This is a genomic window from Gordonia aurantiaca, from assembly GCF_039939235.1.
Taxonomy (GTDB): domain Bacteria; phylum Actinomycetota; class Actinomycetes; order Mycobacteriales; family Mycobacteriaceae; genus Gordonia.
In genome coordinates this window covers 214972-232308 of sequence record NZ_JBDUUF010000008.1, presented here as the reverse complement: position 1 = coordinate 232308, position 17337 = coordinate 214972, and the positions used below count along the sequence as shown (strand labels likewise).

Sequence of the window (17337 nt, the reverse complement as noted above, 5' to 3'; positions counted from 1 at the left end):
CTGGTCGGCGCCCGCTCCGGAGGAACCGGCTACGCACGGGCTCCGCGGGTGACCTGGTATGAATTTCGGAGTGGGCGACAACCGGGCGGCCGAATGGGATGAGCGCTATGGCAATGCCGAGCGGCTGTGGACAGCCGACGTCAATCCGGCGCTGGTCGTCGAGACCGACGGGCTGACCCCGAGCACGGCACTCGACGTCGGTTCCGGTGAGGGCGCCGATGCGCGATGGCTGGCCCGGCGTGGCTGGCAGGTGACGGCCGTCGACATCTCCCAGGTGGCCATCGACCGCGCCCGGGAGCTCAGCGGCGACCTGCCGATCACGTGGGCGCGCGCCGACCTCGTCGACGACCCGGTACCCGGGAGTGACTTCGGGCTCGTTGCGCTGCACTACTTTCCGATCCCGGTCGGCAACCGCGACGTCGCGCGCAAGCTCGTCGACGCGGTCGGCCCGGGCGGCTCGCTGCTCGTCGTGGCCCATGCGCCCGAAGGTGTGCGCGCACACGGCTTCGACCCGGCCGACCTCGTCCAGCCCGCGGACTTCGCGGACCTGCTCGACGCGACCTGGCAGGTGGTCACCGACGAGACCCGCGCGCGGGGCAGGGCCACCGGTGGCGGACACCACACGCACGATGTCGTGTTCCGGGCGCGTCGCGCGCCTCGCTGATCCGCGACCGGCGGATCAGTCCAGGGCGGCGAGGACCGCATGCGCGACCTGCCGATGCCCCTTCGCGTTGGGATGAAGTCGTATCGCGCCGACGGGGTTCGAATAGGGTTCCATCCACCTCGTCGATCGCGACGTGCACGAGTCATGCCCCACGCTTCGCGTGTACGTGTCCACGAACTCCGCGCCTGCGTCCTGGGCCTGGCTTTCGAGCATCCGGTTCAGGTCGACCTCGAGGCGGTCGAGAAACGCGGTGTCCTCGGCCGAGAACGGATTGCGGCCTGGGCAATTCCCCTGCTCGGGATACACCGCGGGGTAACCGACGACAAGGATTCGGGCCGACGGCGCACGCTGTTTGATGCCGGCCATCACTCCGGCGATCTTGGGGCCGGTCAGCAGGATCTCGGCCGAGTACCGTCCGGCGGTGCGCACCTCACAGGGTGCGAGTGGGGAGCTGAGAGAACCTGTTTGGGAGCAGTCGGCGATACTTCCCGAGTACACGTTGCCGTCGTTGTAGCCGAGCTGCAGGGTCACCAGATCCGTCGAGGCGGACAAACCGGCGAACTGTGGTGGTTGACCGGAGGTCTGGCTCTCGGTCATGTGGCGGGTCTGCGCACCGCCGCAGGTCATGTCCGTGAGCGCGTAGCCCTGTTGTCGGGCCACCAGTCGGGGGGAGTTCTTCGACGAGCGCCCACAGCCCGTCGGTGAGTCGGCCGACGTCGGCGTGATTCCCACTCCCGCGGAAAAGGATGCGCCGAGGGCCACGTATTCCGCCGGTGCGTCGGCGGCGGAGACCGCGACGGTCCCGGTCGCCGTGAGCACGGTGGCCGACAGGGCGACGGCGAGCGTAAGTCGGGCTATGTGGCGGGGGATGGGCATGGGACGAGAGTGACCGCGTGTGAACGAGAGTGAACTCCGGGTGACCCAGTCGTGAGTGAACCGAGACGACCTCGACACCAGGAGGAGCCGAATCCTCGAACGCACACGATGTATTCGCCGAAACTCGTCGCGAAGGGGTGGGTCCATGCCTTACCGTGACGTTGGCGCAGGTCGGAGCATTCGCCCGATCACGTCTCCACGCTCGGACGGGGGTCTCATGGCGAAGAATTCGATGCGCGCATTCGGTGCGGCGCTGATTGCCGGTGGCGTCGTCGCCGGTGGGATGACCGGTGCGGGAGCGGCGTTCGCCGACACCGGTGGACTGAAACTCGAAGGTGTGTCCAACGGCGACTGCACCGCCACCATCAAGGTCACCAATCACACGAACTCCACGTATTTCCAACCGGATTGGTGGTTCGAACAGGAGAACGACCCGGAGATGGTCGACGCGACGAGCATCCCGCCGACCATGGAACCGCCGTGGCGCGAGGTGGCGGGCGTCCCGTGGCCGATCGCCCGGTGGGTGGGTGACCCTCCGCTGAGCTCGGGTCTCGCCCCCGGCGTCCCGAGCTGGGGCAACGGCGTTGCGTACAACCGGAACGCGCAGCCCGACGGTTTCGTCACCGAGAGAACGATCGATCTGAACACGGTGTCCGGGGCGCCGGCACCGTCGGAAAACGGGACCAAGACGATCTTCTTCCGGATCAAGACCGGCCCGCAGACCGCCGACCGGCTGCCGAATCCGCAGCAGCTGGTCGTCACCGGATGCCGGACGTCGAACGGCTCGCTGGACTTCGGTTCTCTCGACCTCGGGTTGCCGGGGCTCTAAGGCCGCACTCCGACGCGGCACCGCGTCATCGGCATACCGCGCCCTGTGACGCCGAGGTGACCAGCTTCGCGTACTTGGCCAGAACCCCGCGGGTATACCTCGGCGGCAGCGGCGTGAACTCCTGCGCCCGTGCGGCCAGTTCGTCGTCGTCGACGAGGAGGTCCAATCGCCCGTTCGCGACGTCGAGCCGGATGCGATCGCCGTTGCGCACCAAGGCGATCGGTCCACCGTCGACCGCTTCGGGCGCGATGTGTCCGACACACAGTCCGGTGGTGCCGCCGGAGAACCGGCCATCGGTCATCAGCAGCACATCCTTGCCGAGGCCCGCACCCTTGATGGCGCCGGTGATGGCCAGCATCTCCCGCATCCCCGGCCCACCCTTCGGGCCCTCGTAACGGATGACCACCACGTCGCCCGCGGCGATGGTGCCGTCCTCGAGGGCGTCCATTGCTGCCCGCTCGCGGTCGAAAACCCGTGCCACACCCTCGAACACATCCGAGTCGAAGCCGGCCGACTTCACCACCGCACCCTCGGGCGCGAGACTTCCCTTCGGTGAAGTCGTCGAGCGTCAGTTCCACCTCCGCCTCGTTGGCGATCGCGAGGAGATGCAGCACGGCGTTGGTGGAGCCGCCGAACGCCATGACCACCGCGATCGCGTTCTCGAAGGCCTCGCGGGTCATGATGTCGCGCGCGGTGATCCCACGTCGCAGCAGTTCGACGACGGCGATGCCGCTGCGCCGCGCGAACCCGTCGCGGCGCTTGTCCGGGGCCGGGGGAGCGGCGCTGCCGGGCAGGGACATCCCGAGCGCCTCGGCGGCGCTGGCCATCGTGTTCGCCGTGTACATGCCGCCGCAGGCGCCCTCACCGGGGCAGATGGCGCGCTCGATGGTGTCGACGTCTTCCCGGCTCATCAGTCCACGGGCACACGCACCCACCGCCTCGAAGGCATCGATGATGGTGACCTGCCGCTCCGAACCGTCCGACAGGGTCGCGTATCCCGGCAGCGTCGAGCCCGCGTAGAGGAACACCGACGCGAGGTCGAGGCGGGCCGCGGCCATCAGCATCCCGGGCAGCGACTTGTCGCACCCGGCCAGCAGGACCGAACCGTCGAGCCGTTCGGCGCTCATCACGGTCTCGACGCTGTCGGCGATCACCTCGCGCGAGACCAGCGAGAAGTGCATGCCCTCATGGCCCATCGAGATGCCGTCGGACACCGAGATCGTGCCGAACTCGAGCGGGTAGCCGGCGGCCTCGTGGACGCCGTCCTTGACGGCCTTCGCGAGGCGATCCAGCGACAGGTTGCAGGGGGTGATCTCGTTCCACGACGACCCGACCCCGATCTGCGGTTTCGTCCAGTCGTCGTCTCCCATGCCGACCGCGCGGAGCATGCCGCGCGCGGCGGCCCGTTCCAGTCCGTCGGTGACGTCACGACTGCGTGGTTTCATGTCGACCCCGCCGGTCGCGGTGTCGTCTGCTGGGCTGGTGCGCTCCGTCATGGGCCCCACGGTAGTGGTCCTCCGGCGGTGATCGACCCGGACGAGATCAGGTTGCGCTCGCACATCGGCGGAAACGCAACCCGATCTCGCCGGAGGGTCATGCGCGCAGTTCGCGCTTGAGCAGCTTGCCGCTCTGATTGCGGGGCAGCTCGTCGACGAATTTCACCAGCTTGGGCACCTTGAACGGCGCCAGGCGCTGCTTGACGTGGTCGATGATCTCGGCCTCGTCGGCCTGCGCCCCGTCACGCAGCACGACCACCGCGGTGATCGCCTCGATCCACTTCTCGTCCGGGGTGCCGATGACGGCGACCTCGGCGACGGCCTCATGGGTGTAGATCGCATCCTCGACCTCGCGCGACGCGACCAGGATGCCGCCGGTGTTGATGACGTCCTTGATGCGGTCGACGACGGTGATGTACCCCTCCTCGTCGCGGGTCACCAGGTCGCCGGAGTGGAACCAGCCGCCGCGGAACGCCTCCTCGGTGGCCTCCGGGTTCTGCCAGTAACCCTGGCACAACTGCGGTGAGCGGTACAGGATCTCGCCCGGCTCGCCCGCCGGGACGTCGTTGCCCTCGGCGTCGACGACCCGGGCCTCCACGAAGAACACCGGACGTCCACACGATGCCGGGCGGGCGTCGTGCTCCTCGGGTCGGAGGACGGCCGCGAGCGGTCCGATCTCGGACTGGCCGAAGCAGTTGTAGAAACCGAGGTCCGGGTAGCGCTCGCGCAGGCGCTGCAGGACGGTGACCGGCATGATCGACGCACCGTATTGGGCCTTGCGCAGCGACGACAGGTCCCGCGTCTCGAGATCGGGGTGCGTGGACAGCGGCACCCACACGGTCGGCGCCAGGAACAACGACCCGATCCGGAACTCCTCGACGAGGCGCAGGATCTCGGGGATGTCCGGCGCCGGCATGAGCCGCACCGTGGCCCCGACCGCGAGGTGGGGGAGCATGAACACGTGCATGCCCGCCGAGTGGTACAGCGGCATGCAAATCAGCGGATTGTCGTCGGCGTCGAGGTCGAGCGCGATGATCGACGAGGTGTACTCGTGGATCAGGGCGCGGTGGGTCATCATGGCGCCCTTGGGTTTCGAGGTCGTGCCCGAGGTGTAGAGCAGCTGTACGAGGTCGGTGTCGTCGACGTCGGTCGCGAGCTCCGGGACGTCGCCGGTGCCGGCGACGGCGACCAGCGAGTCGTCGGCGTCGCGCAGCGGGATCACGACCTCGGCCGGCACGACGTCGATGACCTCGTCGAGGTTCGCGGCGAGGGCGGGATCGACGAGCACGGCGCGGGCCCCGGACTGTTCGAGCAGGTAGCTCAGTTCGCCGGCGCGCAGGGCGTAGTTGATCGGCACATGGACGAGGCCGGCGCGTGCCGCGGCGAGGTACCCGATGACGTACGCGTGGGAGTTGGTCCCGTAGCCGGCCACCCGGTCGCCCTTGGTGAGACCGAGGGACAACAGATACGCGGCGGCACGGGTCACGGCGTCGTCGAGCTCCCGATAGGTGAGGGCCTCATCGCCGAAGTGGAGGGCGATGCGGTTCGGGACTCTCGCGGCAGTGCGGCGCAGCACTCCGTCGACGGTGTTCGAGGTGGGGGTCATCACATCTCCAGGATGACTGTTGCCCCGCCGACGACGAAACGCACCCATTGCTCACGACACGAAACCGATGTGAGCGACGGGGTGTGCTGGGAAATCGAAGTGAAAGTCGGGCTTGCTCCGAGGCGAACGGTGGCCCCTCGGGCGCACCGGTACCACCAAGGCGGGCCCGACGAGTTATGGCCGCGTGATGAGGTCCCTGCACAGGAAGAACCTCGCGCCGTTCGCGATACGCAAAGCCTGAAGGTAGTCGATTTCGTACACGTCGCTCAGGTACAAGGCCAGGCCGCTCCTCGAGTTATCGACTTGGCTGTACTGGTCACATGCTTTGAACCCTGCAGCGAGGAGTTCTTCATCCGCCCCGTCGACGGACGTCCCCCACTGCGGGTTCGAACTGCGGCGAACGTATTCAAGGTAGCCAGTCTCCTGCTCGGAGAACCCATATTGGGGTGCGGAGCTGTCGCTTCTACCGTCGGTCGCAAAGACTACGACCACGACCAAGCAAACCGACACCAACGCGACGCTCGCGAGTATAGACAGAACGATGGCGTTTGTGCGTCCGGGCGAAGACTGAGGGATGACGGGTGGAGTGCCCAGAGAGGGAACGTCGTAGGGCCCATGCTGTGTCGGCTGGCCGGAGTTGGCTGATTCCGGTGCTGATTGCCAGGACCCGAGCCTTGCATGATCAGTCCTTCCTCTCGACGGCGCGCAATAGGCGCTCACTCGTCAGCCATACCGCGCTTCGTGCGCCGCATATCGATGTCCTACGCATAACGACATCTTGGGTCGCGATGGGGCAATTGATCGTACTGTGAGCTGATATCTGCCGCTGATCCGGTCCATATCGAGTTGAGTCCCCGATAGTGGTGTAACGCGGTCGCCGGCCTCGTCGTCGTAGACGTGGAGCGGCCACCGCGTGATCCTTCGAGTGAACCTTCCACAGCACTCTCGAACGGAGCATCACGATGACCGCACCTCACATTGTCGACCCTGCCGGCCTGCTTGGCGAGGCCCTGGCCGAGGCGTCTCCGGACCTGATGCGCAGCCTGCTGCAGACGGTGATCAACGCCCTGCTGTCCGCCGACGCCGACGCCGTCGTGGGCGCCGAGTGGGGCCAGCGCTCGACGTCCCGCACTGCGCAGCGCAACGGGTACCGGCACCGTGACCTGGACACCCGGGTCGGCACGATCGACGTCGCGATCCCGAAGCTGCGCACCCGGCACGTACTTCCCGGAGTGGCTGCTCGAGCGGCGCAAAGCGGGCCGAGTCCGCGCTGATCACCGTGGTCGCCTTCTGCTACCTCGCCGGCGTCAGCACCCGGCGGATGGACAAGCTGGTCAAGCAGTTGGGCATCAACGCCCTGCCGAAGTCGCAGGTGAGCCGGATGGCGACTGACCTTGACGAGCAGGTCGAGGCCTTCCGCCACCGCCCGCTCGACGAGGCCAGACCCTTCACGTTCGTCGCCGCCGACGCCCTGACGATGAAGGTCCGCGAGCACGGGCGCGTCGTCAACGCCGTGGTCCTGATCGCGACGGGCGTCAACGGCGACGGGCACCGCGAAGTCCTAGGCATGCGCGTGGCCACCAGCGAGACCGGGGCGGCATGGAACGAGTTCTTCGCCGACCTCGTGGCCCGCGGCCTGGCCGGGGTCCGGCTCGTCACCTCCGACGCGCACACCGGCCTGGTCGAGGCGATCGCGGCGAACCTGCCCGGCGCGACCTGGCAGCGGTGCCGCACCCACTACGCCGCGAACCTCATGAGCACCACGCCCAAGAGCATGTGGCCGGCGGTCAAGGCCATGCTCCACAGCGTCTACGACCAGCCCGACGCGAACGCGGTGCACGCCCAGTTCGACCGCCTGCTGGACTACGTGGCCGCCAAGCTCCCAGCGGTGGCCGAACACCTCGACACCGCCCGCGCCGACATCCTGGCCTTCACCGCCTTCCCGAAGGACGTGTGGACCCAGATCTGGTCCAACAACCCCTCCGAACGGCTGAACAAGGAGATCCGCCGCCGCACCGACGCCGTCGGCATCTTCCCCAACCACCAGGCCATCGTGCGCCTCGTCGGCGCCGTACTGGCCGAGCAGACCGACGAATGGGCCGAAGGCCGCCGCTACCTCGGCCTCGAAGTCCTGGCCCGATGCCGACTCACCACCGTGACCAATCCAGCGACGGAGGTGAGCACCGACCCCGTCCTCGAACTCAGCGCCTAACCCATCGAGAAGGATCACCGAGCGCTACACCACTACCTGGGACTTGACCCTCCGCGGAGTGCCGTTTCCGTCCAGACATGATGTTCACCGTCCTTCCAAACCCCAGGTCGGGGCAACAAAGACTCTAGAACCTGGTGGCCTCATCTACTGGGGACACGCCACCACCGTCCGCGCCGCGGAGACCAGCGCGTCCACGGTTGAGTGTTCTCCGTCTTCAGAGACAACGGCACCCAGCCACGGAGCGTGCCAGTCCATCGCTTGTATTCCTACCGCTGCGGGGGTGTCGGACGTGCGACGTTGCTGCCGACGTCGTGCACCAGCCACTGCCCGTCAACGAGCCGCAGGTCGTAGTGCAGTTCGTCCGCCATGATCGTGGCCGGTCTTCCGTCGTCGTTTCGGGTCGTTTTCCGGTCCGCGAACGGCGACGCCGCTCCGTCGGACACCTTGACATCGCGGATGTTCGTCGCCTCGACCCGGTAGCTGGCGGCGCTGATCGCCTCTCGACTGAGGTTGAGGTCTTCGTCGGTACCTTCATTGCTCTGCCGTTGCGGCGAGTCCGGGGTCAGAGTGTCGAGGATGTCCTGACGCGTCCCGTTGATTGCGCTGCCTCATGCCGCTCTACCGCAGCGATGACCTGGTTTTGAACCGTAGTGCTCGGCGAGGATTTACCCATCATTCAGCAGGTGTCTGTTTGACCGAAGCGTCGAAACTCACGGTTACAGAAGCTCCGTCCACGAGTCGCCGCACGGAGTCTTGGTCGTCGGTCACCAGCATGGGGATGGTTGTCAGATCGATCGGCGGAGTCTGCCAGCGCCCATCTGGGAGCGGGTCAGATGAGGTGATTACGAGGCCGGATGCACCGGCACGCCGAGCGGTTTCGTACTTTCGCTCGAAGGTGCAGCCACCGCGCGGCACGACAACCCACTGGCCCTTGACGTCTGAGCCGTTCTCGGTGCACCCGTCACCTAGTGCCGTAGACAGCCGTACATCAACCGCTTTGGCACCGATAGAAAACGGGAATGGCCTTAGCTGGACCGGCGCACCGTCCACCATGGCATCGACCGCGGAGGCCACATACTCATACTTCGTCGGAGCCGGTAGCGACGACGAAGGCGATGCGGCGCCGTTAGTGACCTCGCCAGCATCTGTCGAGCCGCCGCACCCAGCCAAGACTGTGGAGGCAACGAAGGAAACTGCTATCGACGTTTTCATGACAGTCGACTTACTCATGAACTCCCCTAGATCTCTCACGGATCCAACAGTTTCTAAGAAGCCGACCGTCTCCCTGCCCAGCTCCGTCTCGAGTGCGGCACGCCATCGTATGGCACCTGACTTTTCCGAAAAGACGAGTGGGTAGTGGTGCGGTTCGACCATTTCGAATGCCAGCACGTGATAGGCAGCAGCCTCCACATCCTCAGTCGGCAACTGTCTGAGGTCGCAAACAATGCCCACGGGCTGGTCGGGGTTCGCCAGAACTCGTGAGCGGAAAACGACGAAGAGAAGCGATCCGTGCGACCAGCAGGCAAGCAGAACGACATCCCGCGTGCTCGGCTCCGACACCACAGCACTACAGGCAACCGCAGCTGCCACCGGAGAGGCCTCATTGACCACTGTCGGCCCCCAGTATGCAGACAGGCCCTGCTCAATTGTGTCAGTTACGAAGCACGTCCACGGGGTGATGCTTGTGGGTGCATTGGGCAGCATACTCGGCTGGTGTCTTGTAGCCCAGCGCCGAGTGCCGGTGTCGGTGGTTGTGGTCGTCTTTGAAGTCCTCGATGACCACGCGGGCTTCGAGCAGGTTGGTCCAGTGGTTGCGGTTCAGGCATTCCTTCCGTAGCCGGTTGTTGAACGACGCGATGTGCCCGTTGTTCCACGGAGTGCCTGGTGGGATGTAGGAGATACCTACCTTCTTGTCGCATGATGCTCCGTTCGGGAGTGCTGTGGAAGGTTCACTCGAAGGATCACGCGGTGGCCGCTCCACGCCTACGACGACGAGGCCGGCGACCGCGTTAGACCACAATCGGGGACTCACCTCCGAGAAGGATCACCGAGCGCTACACCACTACCTGGGACTTGACCCCATATCGCTGCCCAGCTGGATGAGTTCCGGTGGAAGGTCGGCGGTACACCGAAGCTGACTGTGGCGCACGAGGTGCTCTCCCGTGTTCAGCTAGCTCGTGATCGTCTGGCGGCGACCGGACGCGGTGGCAGAGTCTTCTGGGCGGGTTTGAAGTCGCGGCGAGAATACTGATCGATCAGGCCTATCTTGCATTGGCATCCGAGATCGCAGTCGCCACGGCGTACTTGCCGGCGTTCAGCACGCCACGCTCCAACCATGACTTCGACCTGACGTCGACGTGAGTGTGACTACTGCACGTGTAACGCCACAAGCGCGTGCTCGCATCAGGTGTCGCGCTCCTAAGGAGATGACGGCAGCATACCTATCACTTGTCAAACTGCGTTTCTCATCGAGCAGTGCCTATATGAGGAGTCTCGCTGGCATCCCCCGTGTCTTCATCTCGGCCGGGTTGCTGTGCCTTCGCCGGCGTCACCACCCGGGGTAGCCACAACGCGACGAGCATCCCCGCGACCAGCAGGCTCACGGTCACCAGATAGGTGTCGGCGACCGCGCTCGCGAGGTCGGGGGCCGCCGCGACCCGTTCCTCCGGCGTGAGCCGCTGCGCGGCGGTCATGCCCTGGCCGCCGAGCACCGCCGACCGGGAGTTGAAGAGTGCGGTGAGGATCGCGGCGATCAGGGCCGCGCCGATCGCGCTCGCGAACTGGTTGCCGGTCGTGAGGATCGTCGATGCCGAGCCGGTGACCGGGCCGTCGACGCCGCGCAGTGCCGCGGTCATCAGTGGCATGAAGGTCGAACCGATCCCGATGCCCATGACCACGCCGATCGCGATCAGCACGCCGTACGGGGTGTCGTGGTCGAGGACGAGCGTCATCGACGACATCGCGACGATGGTTGCCGTGACGCCGAACCAGACGACGCGCCGCGGATCGGTCCGGTCGACGAGTCGGCTCGCGACCTGAGTCACCAGGCCGGTGGTCAGCGCCTGGGCGATCATGATCGTCCCGGCGGTCGTGGCGCTGTCACCGCGCACGGCCTGAATGTAGATCGGACCGACCATCATCGACCCGAAGTACGCGCCCGCGATCAGCAGCATGGCACCCGATCCGGTTGCAAGTGAACGCTTTCGGAGCAATCGCAGGTCGAGTAGCGGCTGCGACGACCGCAGGGTGCGGATGATGAACGCGACCAGCAGGACGAGTCCGACGCCCGCGGGGACGAGGACCTTCGGGGCGAACGGATCGCCCGCGTCCCCGGCCTGCGAGAGTCCGTAGACCAGCAACGCGCCGCCCGGCGCCAGGCAGGCGAGCGAGACCCAGTCCAAGGTCTCGGCCCGCGTGCCCTCCGACGACGGGAACAGCCTGGTCGCCGCGGTGATCGCGACCGCGCCGATCGGCACGTTGATCAGGAACAGCGAGCGCCAACCGACGTTGTCGACGAGCAGCCCGCCGACGGTCGGGCCGAGCACCGGGCCGATGAGCAACGGCAGACCCAACCACGCCATCAGCTGACCGCGATTCCGTTCGTCGACCAGGCTCAGCGCGATCGTCATGCCCACCGGCTGCAGGAATCCGGCGCCGAGGCCCTGCACCCCGCGAAAGACGATGAGGCTCTCGATGTTCCATGCGAGACCCGCGAGCGCCGAGCCTGCGACGAACAGGGCGAGCGCGGTGATGTAGACGCGCTTCGCGCCGAATCGCCGGATCATCCAGGCCGAGGTCGGCATGACCGCGACCAGGGCCAGCGTGTACGCGGTGGTGACCCACTGGACCGTGGAGAGCGGGGTGTCGAAGGTCGACGCCAGGCGAGGGATGGCGACGATCGTGACCGTGACGTCCAGCATCGACATCAGCGTGCCGAGGGCGAGGACGGTGGCGACCTTCTTCGCGAGTGTGTCCATGTCAGGCGACTCCTCGATCTGCGGCGCCGCGGGCGGGGGTCAGCACCCCGGCCCACCACAGCAGTTCGTCCATCGCGAGGCGGGCCGAGTCGGCGGTGGCCTCGTCGAGCACGAGTCGGCCGTCGACGATGCGATCCCACGGACCGTGGAGGACGACACCGTTTCGCGTTCCCACCGCCGAGAGCTCGGCAAACACCGCCCGCAGGTGCTCGACGGCCCGAAGGCCGCCGGAGACGCCTCCGTACGAGACGAACATGACCGGCTTGTGGCGCCACTGTGGCCCGTGGTCGTCGATCAAAACCTTGAGGTGCCCGGGGTAGGAGTGGTTGTACTCGGGCGTCACGACGACGAATCCGTCGGCGCGGGAGAGCGTCTCGGCCGTGTCCGGGTCGGGGAGCCGGGCCACGTCGAGGACCTCGAAGTCGGCCGACGCCCCGACTCGGCCGAGGAACCAGTCGGCGACGACCGGTCCGATGCGGCCCTCGCGAACGCTGGCGATGATGACGACGATGTGCGGTGGTTGTTCGGTCATGGACACCAGGGTTCAAGTTAAAGTTCACTTGAAGTCAAGCATCTTTGTCAGTTTCTGGGTGTCGGGCAGTCGTGCGAACATATGTTCTATGAAGATCGAGCGGCGGGAACGTCAGGATGCGACCATCCTGCACGCCGACCTCGACTCCTTCTACGCCTCCGTCGAGCAGCGCGACGATCCCACACTGCGGGGACGTCCGGTCCTCGTCGGCGGCGGCATCGTGCTCGCGGCCAGCTACGAGGCGAAGGCCAGGGGAGTGCGCTCGCCGATGCCCGGTCACGAGGCACGACGTCTCTGTCCCGACGCCGTGGTGGTCCGGCCGCGATTCGACGCCTACATGGAGGCCAGCCGCGAGGTCTTCGACATCTTTCACGACACGACGCCCGTGGTCGAGGGGATCTCCGTCGACGAGGCGTTCCTCGACGTGGGCGGCCTCGGGCGCCTCAGCGGCTCCCCGCACGACATCGCGGCGATGATCCGCCGCCGCGTGCGCGACGAGGTCGGCCTGCCGATCACCGTCGGCGGCGCCCGCAGCAAGTTCCTCGCCAAGGTCGCCAGCGCGGTGGGCAAACCGGACGGATTGCTGATCGTCGCCCCGGGCGCCGAACTGTCCTTCCTGCATCCGCTTCCGGTGCGCCGTCTGTGGGGCGTCGGACCCGTCACCGAGTCCAGACTCCACGACGCCGGGGTCGAGACCGTGGGAGACCTCGCCGCCCTCGGTCAGCGGGCGCTGTGCTCCATCGTGGGTTCCGGCGCGGGGCGGCACCTGTTCGCGCTGTCGCTGGCGCAGGACCCGCGTCGCGTCGAGACCGGCAAGCGGCGCAGCTCCATCGGTTCGCAACGCGCCCTGGGGCGCCGGCCCAAGTCGGAGGCCGACCTCGAGGCGACCGTCGTGGCCATCGCCGAACGTCTCGGCAAACGCCTGCGAGGAGCGGAGAGGGTCTGCCGCACAGTGGTTCTCCGGCTCCGGTTCGACGACTTCACCCACGCGACCAGGTCCCGCACGCTGCCCGAATCGACCGACCGGACCGACGTCGTCATGGCGTCGGCACGGGGTCTGCTCGCCGACGCCATGCCGATCATCCGGGAACGCGGCTGCACGCTCATCGGGTTGTCGCTGACCAACCTCGACGACCACCACAGCGTCCAGCTGACGCTTCCGCTCGATACCGACACCGACAGCGGCACCGGCGCGGGGCGCATGGCGAGCGGGACGGAGATCGCGGCCGAACAACTCGACGCCGCGATGGACCGGCTGCGGGACCGGTTCGGACGTGATTCGGTCACCCGTGCGGTCCTCATCGGCCGTGACCACGGCGACGACGCCCCGATGCTCCCCGACTAGGGATTTCGTAGCGAAAAGCGGTGCCATATCCCCTTGTTTGCTACGGATCGCCGGGCGAGCGAAAAGCGCAAAACGATTCTTATGCGCTCGAGCGTGACCGGCTGCCCCGACACTGCTGGTGTGACCACTGGAGTGTGGTCGTCCTCACATCCCCAGCAGAAACGAGCTCCCGGGAGGTGGGGAACGCGGCACCGACGGCCCGGCGCCATCTGGCCAATCTCGTCGCCGCGGGCCGGCTGCGCATGTCGCTGCAGTACGGGACCACCGGGCGCCCTCGGCAGGAGTACCGGCTTCGGCGAATCGCGACCCGAGAATCCCGCGGGCGCGGTACGTGCCGGCTGTCGCGCATTAGAGTGTCAACCCATGACGCAAGTAGACGCCACCAATCCCGACCTGGTGACCGTCGGGGTGCCGACGCACTGGTACAACCTCGCGGCCGAGCTCGACACCCCGATCCCGCCCCATCTGCATCCCGGCACCAAGGAGCCGGTGGGTCCCGACGATCTGGCCGCGCTGTTCCCCAGCGGCCTCATCGCGCAGGAGGTGTCGGCCGAGCCGTACATCGAGATCCCGGAGCCGGTCCGGGAGATCTACAAGATCTGGCGGCCGTCGCCGCTGATCCGCGCTCGCAAATTCGAGCAGGCGCTGAACACCAAGGCGCGCATCTACGTCAAGTACGAGGGCGTCAGCCCCGTGGGCAGCCACAAGACGAATTCGGCTGTCGCGCAGGCGTACTACAACAGCGTCGACGGGGTCACCAAGCTGACGACCGAGACCGGCGCGGGCCAGTGGGGTAGTGCGCTCGCCTTCGCCGGTGCACAGTTCGGCATCGACGTCGAGGTGTGGCAGGTCCGCGCGTCGTACGATTCGAAGCCCTACCGCGGCCACCTGATCCGCACCTACGGCGGCACGATCCATCCGAGTCCGTCCGACCTGACCGAGTCGGGCCGCGCGATGCTCGCCAAGGACCCGAACACCACGGGCAGCCTCGGCATGGCGGTCAGCGAGGCGGTCGAGGTCGCGGCCTCCGACCCGGACACCCGCTACGCGCTCGGAAGTGTGCTCAACCACGTGGTGCTGCACCAGAGCGTCATCGGACAGGAGGCCGTCGAGCAGCTCAACGCCGTCGAACCCGGTGGTGCGGACGTCGTCTTCGGTTGCGCCGGCGGAGGTTCGAACCTCGCGGGACTCTCGTTCCCGTTCCTGCGCGAGAAGATCTGCGGCCGCTCCAACCCGCGCATCGTCGCCGCCGAGCCGGCCGCCTGCCCGTCGATCACCCAGGGTGAGTACCGCTACGACCACGGTGATGTCGCGGGTCTGACGCCGCTGCTCAAGATGCACACGCTCGGAATGGATTTCGTTCCCGACCCGATCCACGCCGGTGGCCTGCGCTACCACGGCATGGCGCCGGCGCTGAGCCACACCGTGGAGCTGGGGCTGGTTGAGGCGACCGCGATCACGCAGAAGGACGCGTTCGCCGCCGGCGTGACGTTCGCCCGCACCCAGGGCATAGTCCCGGCGCCGGAGTCGACCCACGCCATCGCCGCGTGTGCCGCACACGTCGCCGACAGCGACAAGGAGCAGGTCGTCGTCATCGGTCTGTCGGGCCACGGCCAGCTCGACCTGCCGGCCTACGCCGAGTTCCTCGACGGCAAGCTCTGATGTCCCCGGCGATGCGGACGGTCGGTGTCGACCTGTCCGCATCGCCGGACAAGACCGCGGTCGCGGTCCTCGACTGGTCGGACGACCGCGCCGAGCTCGTCCAACTGGTCGTCGGCGCCGACGACGCCACGATCCGGCGCCTCGTCGTCGGCGCGACGCGCATCGGTATCGACTCACCCTTCGGTTGGCCTGACGACTTCGTGGATTTCGTTGTCGCCCATCAGCGTGGTGGATTGCCGGCGGGTCGTGGTCTCGACGAGATCAGCCGTCGGCGTCCTCTCGCGCTGCGGCGCACCGACCTGTGGATCGCCGAGCACGGCTTCGGCCGTCCGCTCAGTGTGTCGGCCGATCAGATCGCACACGTCGCGTTCCGCTGCGCCGGTCTCCTCGCCGACCTCGGCGTCGACGATCGCGTCGACGGCTGGGCGGTGGAGGCGTACCCGGCGGGCGCACTGAAACGTTGGGGGTTGACCTCGCGCGGTTACAAGCGCTCGGCGAACCGGGCCGTGCTCGCGGGCCTCGTCGATGCCCTGGGTTCGGCCGCGCCCTGGCTGGTCCTCGGCGAGCGCGAAGAACTGGTGCGGTCCGACGACGATGCCTTCGATGCTGTCATCACGGCGCTGATCGCGCGGGCCGCGGAGTTGGGGCAGACGATGCTGCCGTCATCGCCAGAGCGGGAAACGGCCCTGCGGGAGGGCTGGATTCACGTCCCGGGTTGCGAGTTGGGCCTGCTGCTGGGTGACCGGTGAGAACCGCGCTCACCCCAGCGACTTCCGCATCAGCACCCGCGGGAAACCGTCCAGCACCGACGTCGTGTCCGCGGCCTTGACGAATCCGTGCTTCTCGAACAGCGCCCGGGTTCCGACATACGCCATGGTGAGATCGACCTTCTGCCCACGGTTGTCGACGGGGTAGGCCTCCAGGACAGGCGCGCCCTTCGACCGTGCGAACTCGACCGCGCCCTCCACCAGCGCATGTGAGATGCCCTTCTTGCGGTGACCGGGCCGGACCCGGATGCACCACACGCACCACACCGGGAGATCGTCGACGTGCAGGATCTTGCGGTTGCGGGCGAACGTCGTGTCTGCACGGGGTGACACCGCCGCCCAGCCCACGACCTCATCGGTCTCCCCACTTGTGTCGTACGCGAGAACTCCGAGCGGGATCCCGCTGTCGCACAACTGTTTGACGAACTCGCCGCGCTGCTCGCGCTGCAGCTGCCGGTTCTGCTTGCTCGGTATCCGATAGCTGAGACACCAGCAGACGTTGGAGGTCGGCTTCTTGGGGCCGACCATCGTCGCGATGTCCTCGAAGACGGTGGCGGGACGGACGTCGATCGTCATGCACCCACTGTCGCGAGCCGCCTCCGGAGTTGCAAGGGCCAGAACCGGTCCGCGTTCAGCGGTTCGTCCCCGATCCGTACACCGTGCGATACCAGACGGCGGTGAGGATCTCGATGGCCGTTTCGTCGTCGGGAATCGACCCGGCGACGCCGCCCCGGACGGCGAGCCACGACCAGCACGAGGATTCGAGCATGTTCACCAGTACCGTCGCGAGCGGTTCGAGGGGAAGGCCGACCGCGTGCCCGGCGCGCTCGGCGCCATGGAGTCCGGCCAGCACCTGCTTGATCCCGGCGGCGCGCTGGGCGTGCCAGCGCTCCCGGAAGTCGTCGTCGAGCATCGACATCTGGAACAGGCCGATGATCTCCGGCAGGTACTTCTTGTAGGTCGTCCAGTACGCGGTGACGGCCTGCCGGACACCGTCTTCGGGATCGGCGTTCCGGCTCGCGAACGACGCCTCGACGACCTCGTTGCTGAACTGGTCGAGAAGCGCCTCGAGCAGCTGATCCTTGTTGTCGTAATAGTTGTAGAACGACCCGGTCGACCGGCCCGCGGCCGCGGCGATGTCGGAGATCTTGGTGTTCAGATAGCCCTTCTCGGCGAAGCAGCGTCGGGCTGCCTCGAGGAATGCGGCCTCCGTTTGACGTCCCTTGTTCGTCGGCGGCACCGCGCACTCTCCTTCCGCGGGACGGTTCACTTCATCGAATCACGCTGCTGCACCCGGTGGGCGTGAGGCATGCCGACAATTGTGGCCCTTGTCATAATCTGAACCTGAATCTAGCATCAGAAAAGTCGCGC

At 67.0% G+C, this 17337-nt stretch carries 12 protein-coding genes and 4 pseudogenes; 7 read left to right on the top strand and 9 right to left on the bottom strand.

The annotated features are described in order from the left end of the window. The first annotated feature begins 58 nt into the window (after nt 1-58). Nucleotides 59-664, top strand: coding sequence for a class I SAM-dependent methyltransferase (locus tag ABFT43_RS16695; protein WP_347961432.1), 606 nt, complete (start codon nt 59-61; stop codon nt 662-664). A gap of 15 nt (nt 665-679) precedes the next feature. Here ABFT43_RS16695 and ABFT43_RS16690 read toward each other — a convergent pair whose 3' ends face one another. Continuing rightward, nucleotides 680-1540 (bottom strand): SGNH/GDSL hydrolase family protein, encoded by an 861-nt coding sequence (locus ABFT43_RS16690; RefSeq protein WP_347961431.1) that lies wholly within the window; start codon nt 1538-1540, stop codon nt 680-682. Nucleotides 1541-1772: 232 nt separating this feature from the next. On the opposite strand from ABFT43_RS16690, the gene ABFT43_RS16685 reads away from it, so the two are divergent. After that, entirely contained in the window at nt 1773-2369 is a 597-nt protein-coding gene (locus tag ABFT43_RS16685) for a hypothetical protein (protein WP_347961500.1), read from the top strand. Between the two features lie 25 nt (nt 2370-2394). On the opposite strand, the pseudogene ABFT43_RS16680 reads toward ABFT43_RS16685, so the two are convergent. Both ABFT43_RS16680 and ABFT43_RS16675 read right to left on the bottom strand, forming a co-directional pair. Further along, nucleotides 2395-3865, bottom strand: a pseudogene (locus tag ABFT43_RS16680) (dihydroxy-acid dehydratase domain-containing protein). Nucleotides 3866-3962: 97 nt separating this feature from the next. After that, nucleotides 3963-5471 (bottom strand): acyl-CoA synthetase, encoded by a 1509-nt coding sequence (locus ABFT43_RS16675; RefSeq protein ID WP_347961430.1) that lies wholly within the window; start codon nt 5469-5471, stop codon nt 3963-3965. 962 nt (nt 5472-6433) lie between these two features. On the opposite strand from ABFT43_RS16675, the pseudogene ABFT43_RS16670 reads away from it, so the two are divergent. Further along, nucleotides 6434-7683, top strand: a pseudogene (locus ABFT43_RS16670) (IS256 family transposase). Nucleotides 7684-8355: 672 nt separating this feature from the next. Here the strand turns inward: ABFT43_RS16670 and ABFT43_RS16665 are convergent. The 4 genes and pseudogenes from ABFT43_RS16665 to ABFT43_RS16650 form a co-directional block, all read right to left on the bottom strand. Beyond that, on the bottom strand, nt 8356-9273 hold the full coding sequence (locus ABFT43_RS16665) for a PA domain-containing protein (protein ID WP_347961429.1): 918 nt from the start codon (nt 9271-9273) through the stop codon (nt 8356-8358). 61 nt (nt 9274-9334) lie between these two features. Further along, nucleotides 9335-9592, bottom strand: a pseudogene (locus ABFT43_RS16660) (integrase core domain-containing protein); the annotation flags it as partial. Nucleotides 9593-10148: 556 nt separating this feature from the next. Continuing rightward, the gene (locus tag ABFT43_RS16655) at nt 10149-11660 is read right to left on the bottom strand and encodes a DHA2 family efflux MFS transporter permease subunit (RefSeq protein WP_347961428.1); all 1512 of its coding nucleotides are present in this window, start codon (nt 11658-11660) and stop codon (nt 10149-10151) included. A gap of 1 nt (nt 11661) precedes the next feature. Then, a complete protein-coding gene (locus ABFT43_RS16650) occupies nt 11662-12198 on the bottom strand; it encodes an NADPH-dependent FMN reductase (RefSeq protein ID WP_457590168.1) in 537 nt (178 codons plus the stop codon). Nucleotides 12199-12280: 82 nt separating this feature from the next. On the opposite strand from ABFT43_RS16650, the gene dinB reads away from it, so the two are divergent. The 4 genes and pseudogenes from dinB to ABFT43_RS16630 all read left to right on the top strand — a co-directional run bounded on the left by dinB (nt 12281) and on the right by ABFT43_RS16630 (nt 15948). Next, nucleotides 12281-13537 (top strand): DNA polymerase IV, encoded by a 1257-nt coding sequence (gene dinB, locus ABFT43_RS16645; protein WP_347961426.1) that lies wholly within the window; start codon nt 12281-12283, stop codon nt 13535-13537. Between the two features lie 155 nt (nt 13538-13692). Continuing rightward, nucleotides 13693-13830 (top strand): annotated as a pseudogene (locus tag ABFT43_RS16640) (response regulator); the annotation flags it as partial. 70 nt (nt 13831-13900) lie between these two features. Continuing rightward, the gene (locus ABFT43_RS16635; RefSeq protein WP_347961425.1) at nt 13901-15199 is read left to right on the top strand and encodes a TrpB-like pyridoxal phosphate-dependent enzyme; all 1299 of its coding nucleotides are present in this window, start codon (nt 13901-13903) and stop codon (nt 15197-15199) included. Nucleotides 15200-15210: 11 nt separating this feature from the next. After that, nucleotides 15211-15948: a DUF429 domain-containing protein gene (locus tag ABFT43_RS16630; protein ID WP_347961424.1), complete on the top strand. Its 738-nt coding sequence runs from the start codon at nt 15211-15213 to the stop codon at nt 15946-15948. 9 nt (nt 15949-15957) lie between these two features. Here ABFT43_RS16630 and ABFT43_RS16625 read toward each other — a convergent pair whose 3' ends face one another. Then, nucleotides 15958-16542 (bottom strand): GNAT family N-acetyltransferase, encoded by a 585-nt coding sequence (locus ABFT43_RS16625; protein ID WP_347961423.1) that lies wholly within the window; start codon nt 16540-16542, stop codon nt 15958-15960. Nucleotides 16543-16597: 55 nt separating this feature from the next. Next, the gene (locus ABFT43_RS16620; protein ID WP_347961422.1) at nt 16598-17206 is read right to left on the bottom strand and encodes a TetR/AcrR family transcriptional regulator; all 609 of its coding nucleotides are present in this window, start codon (nt 17204-17206) and stop codon (nt 16598-16600) included. Nucleotides 17207-17337 lie beyond the last annotated feature (131 nt).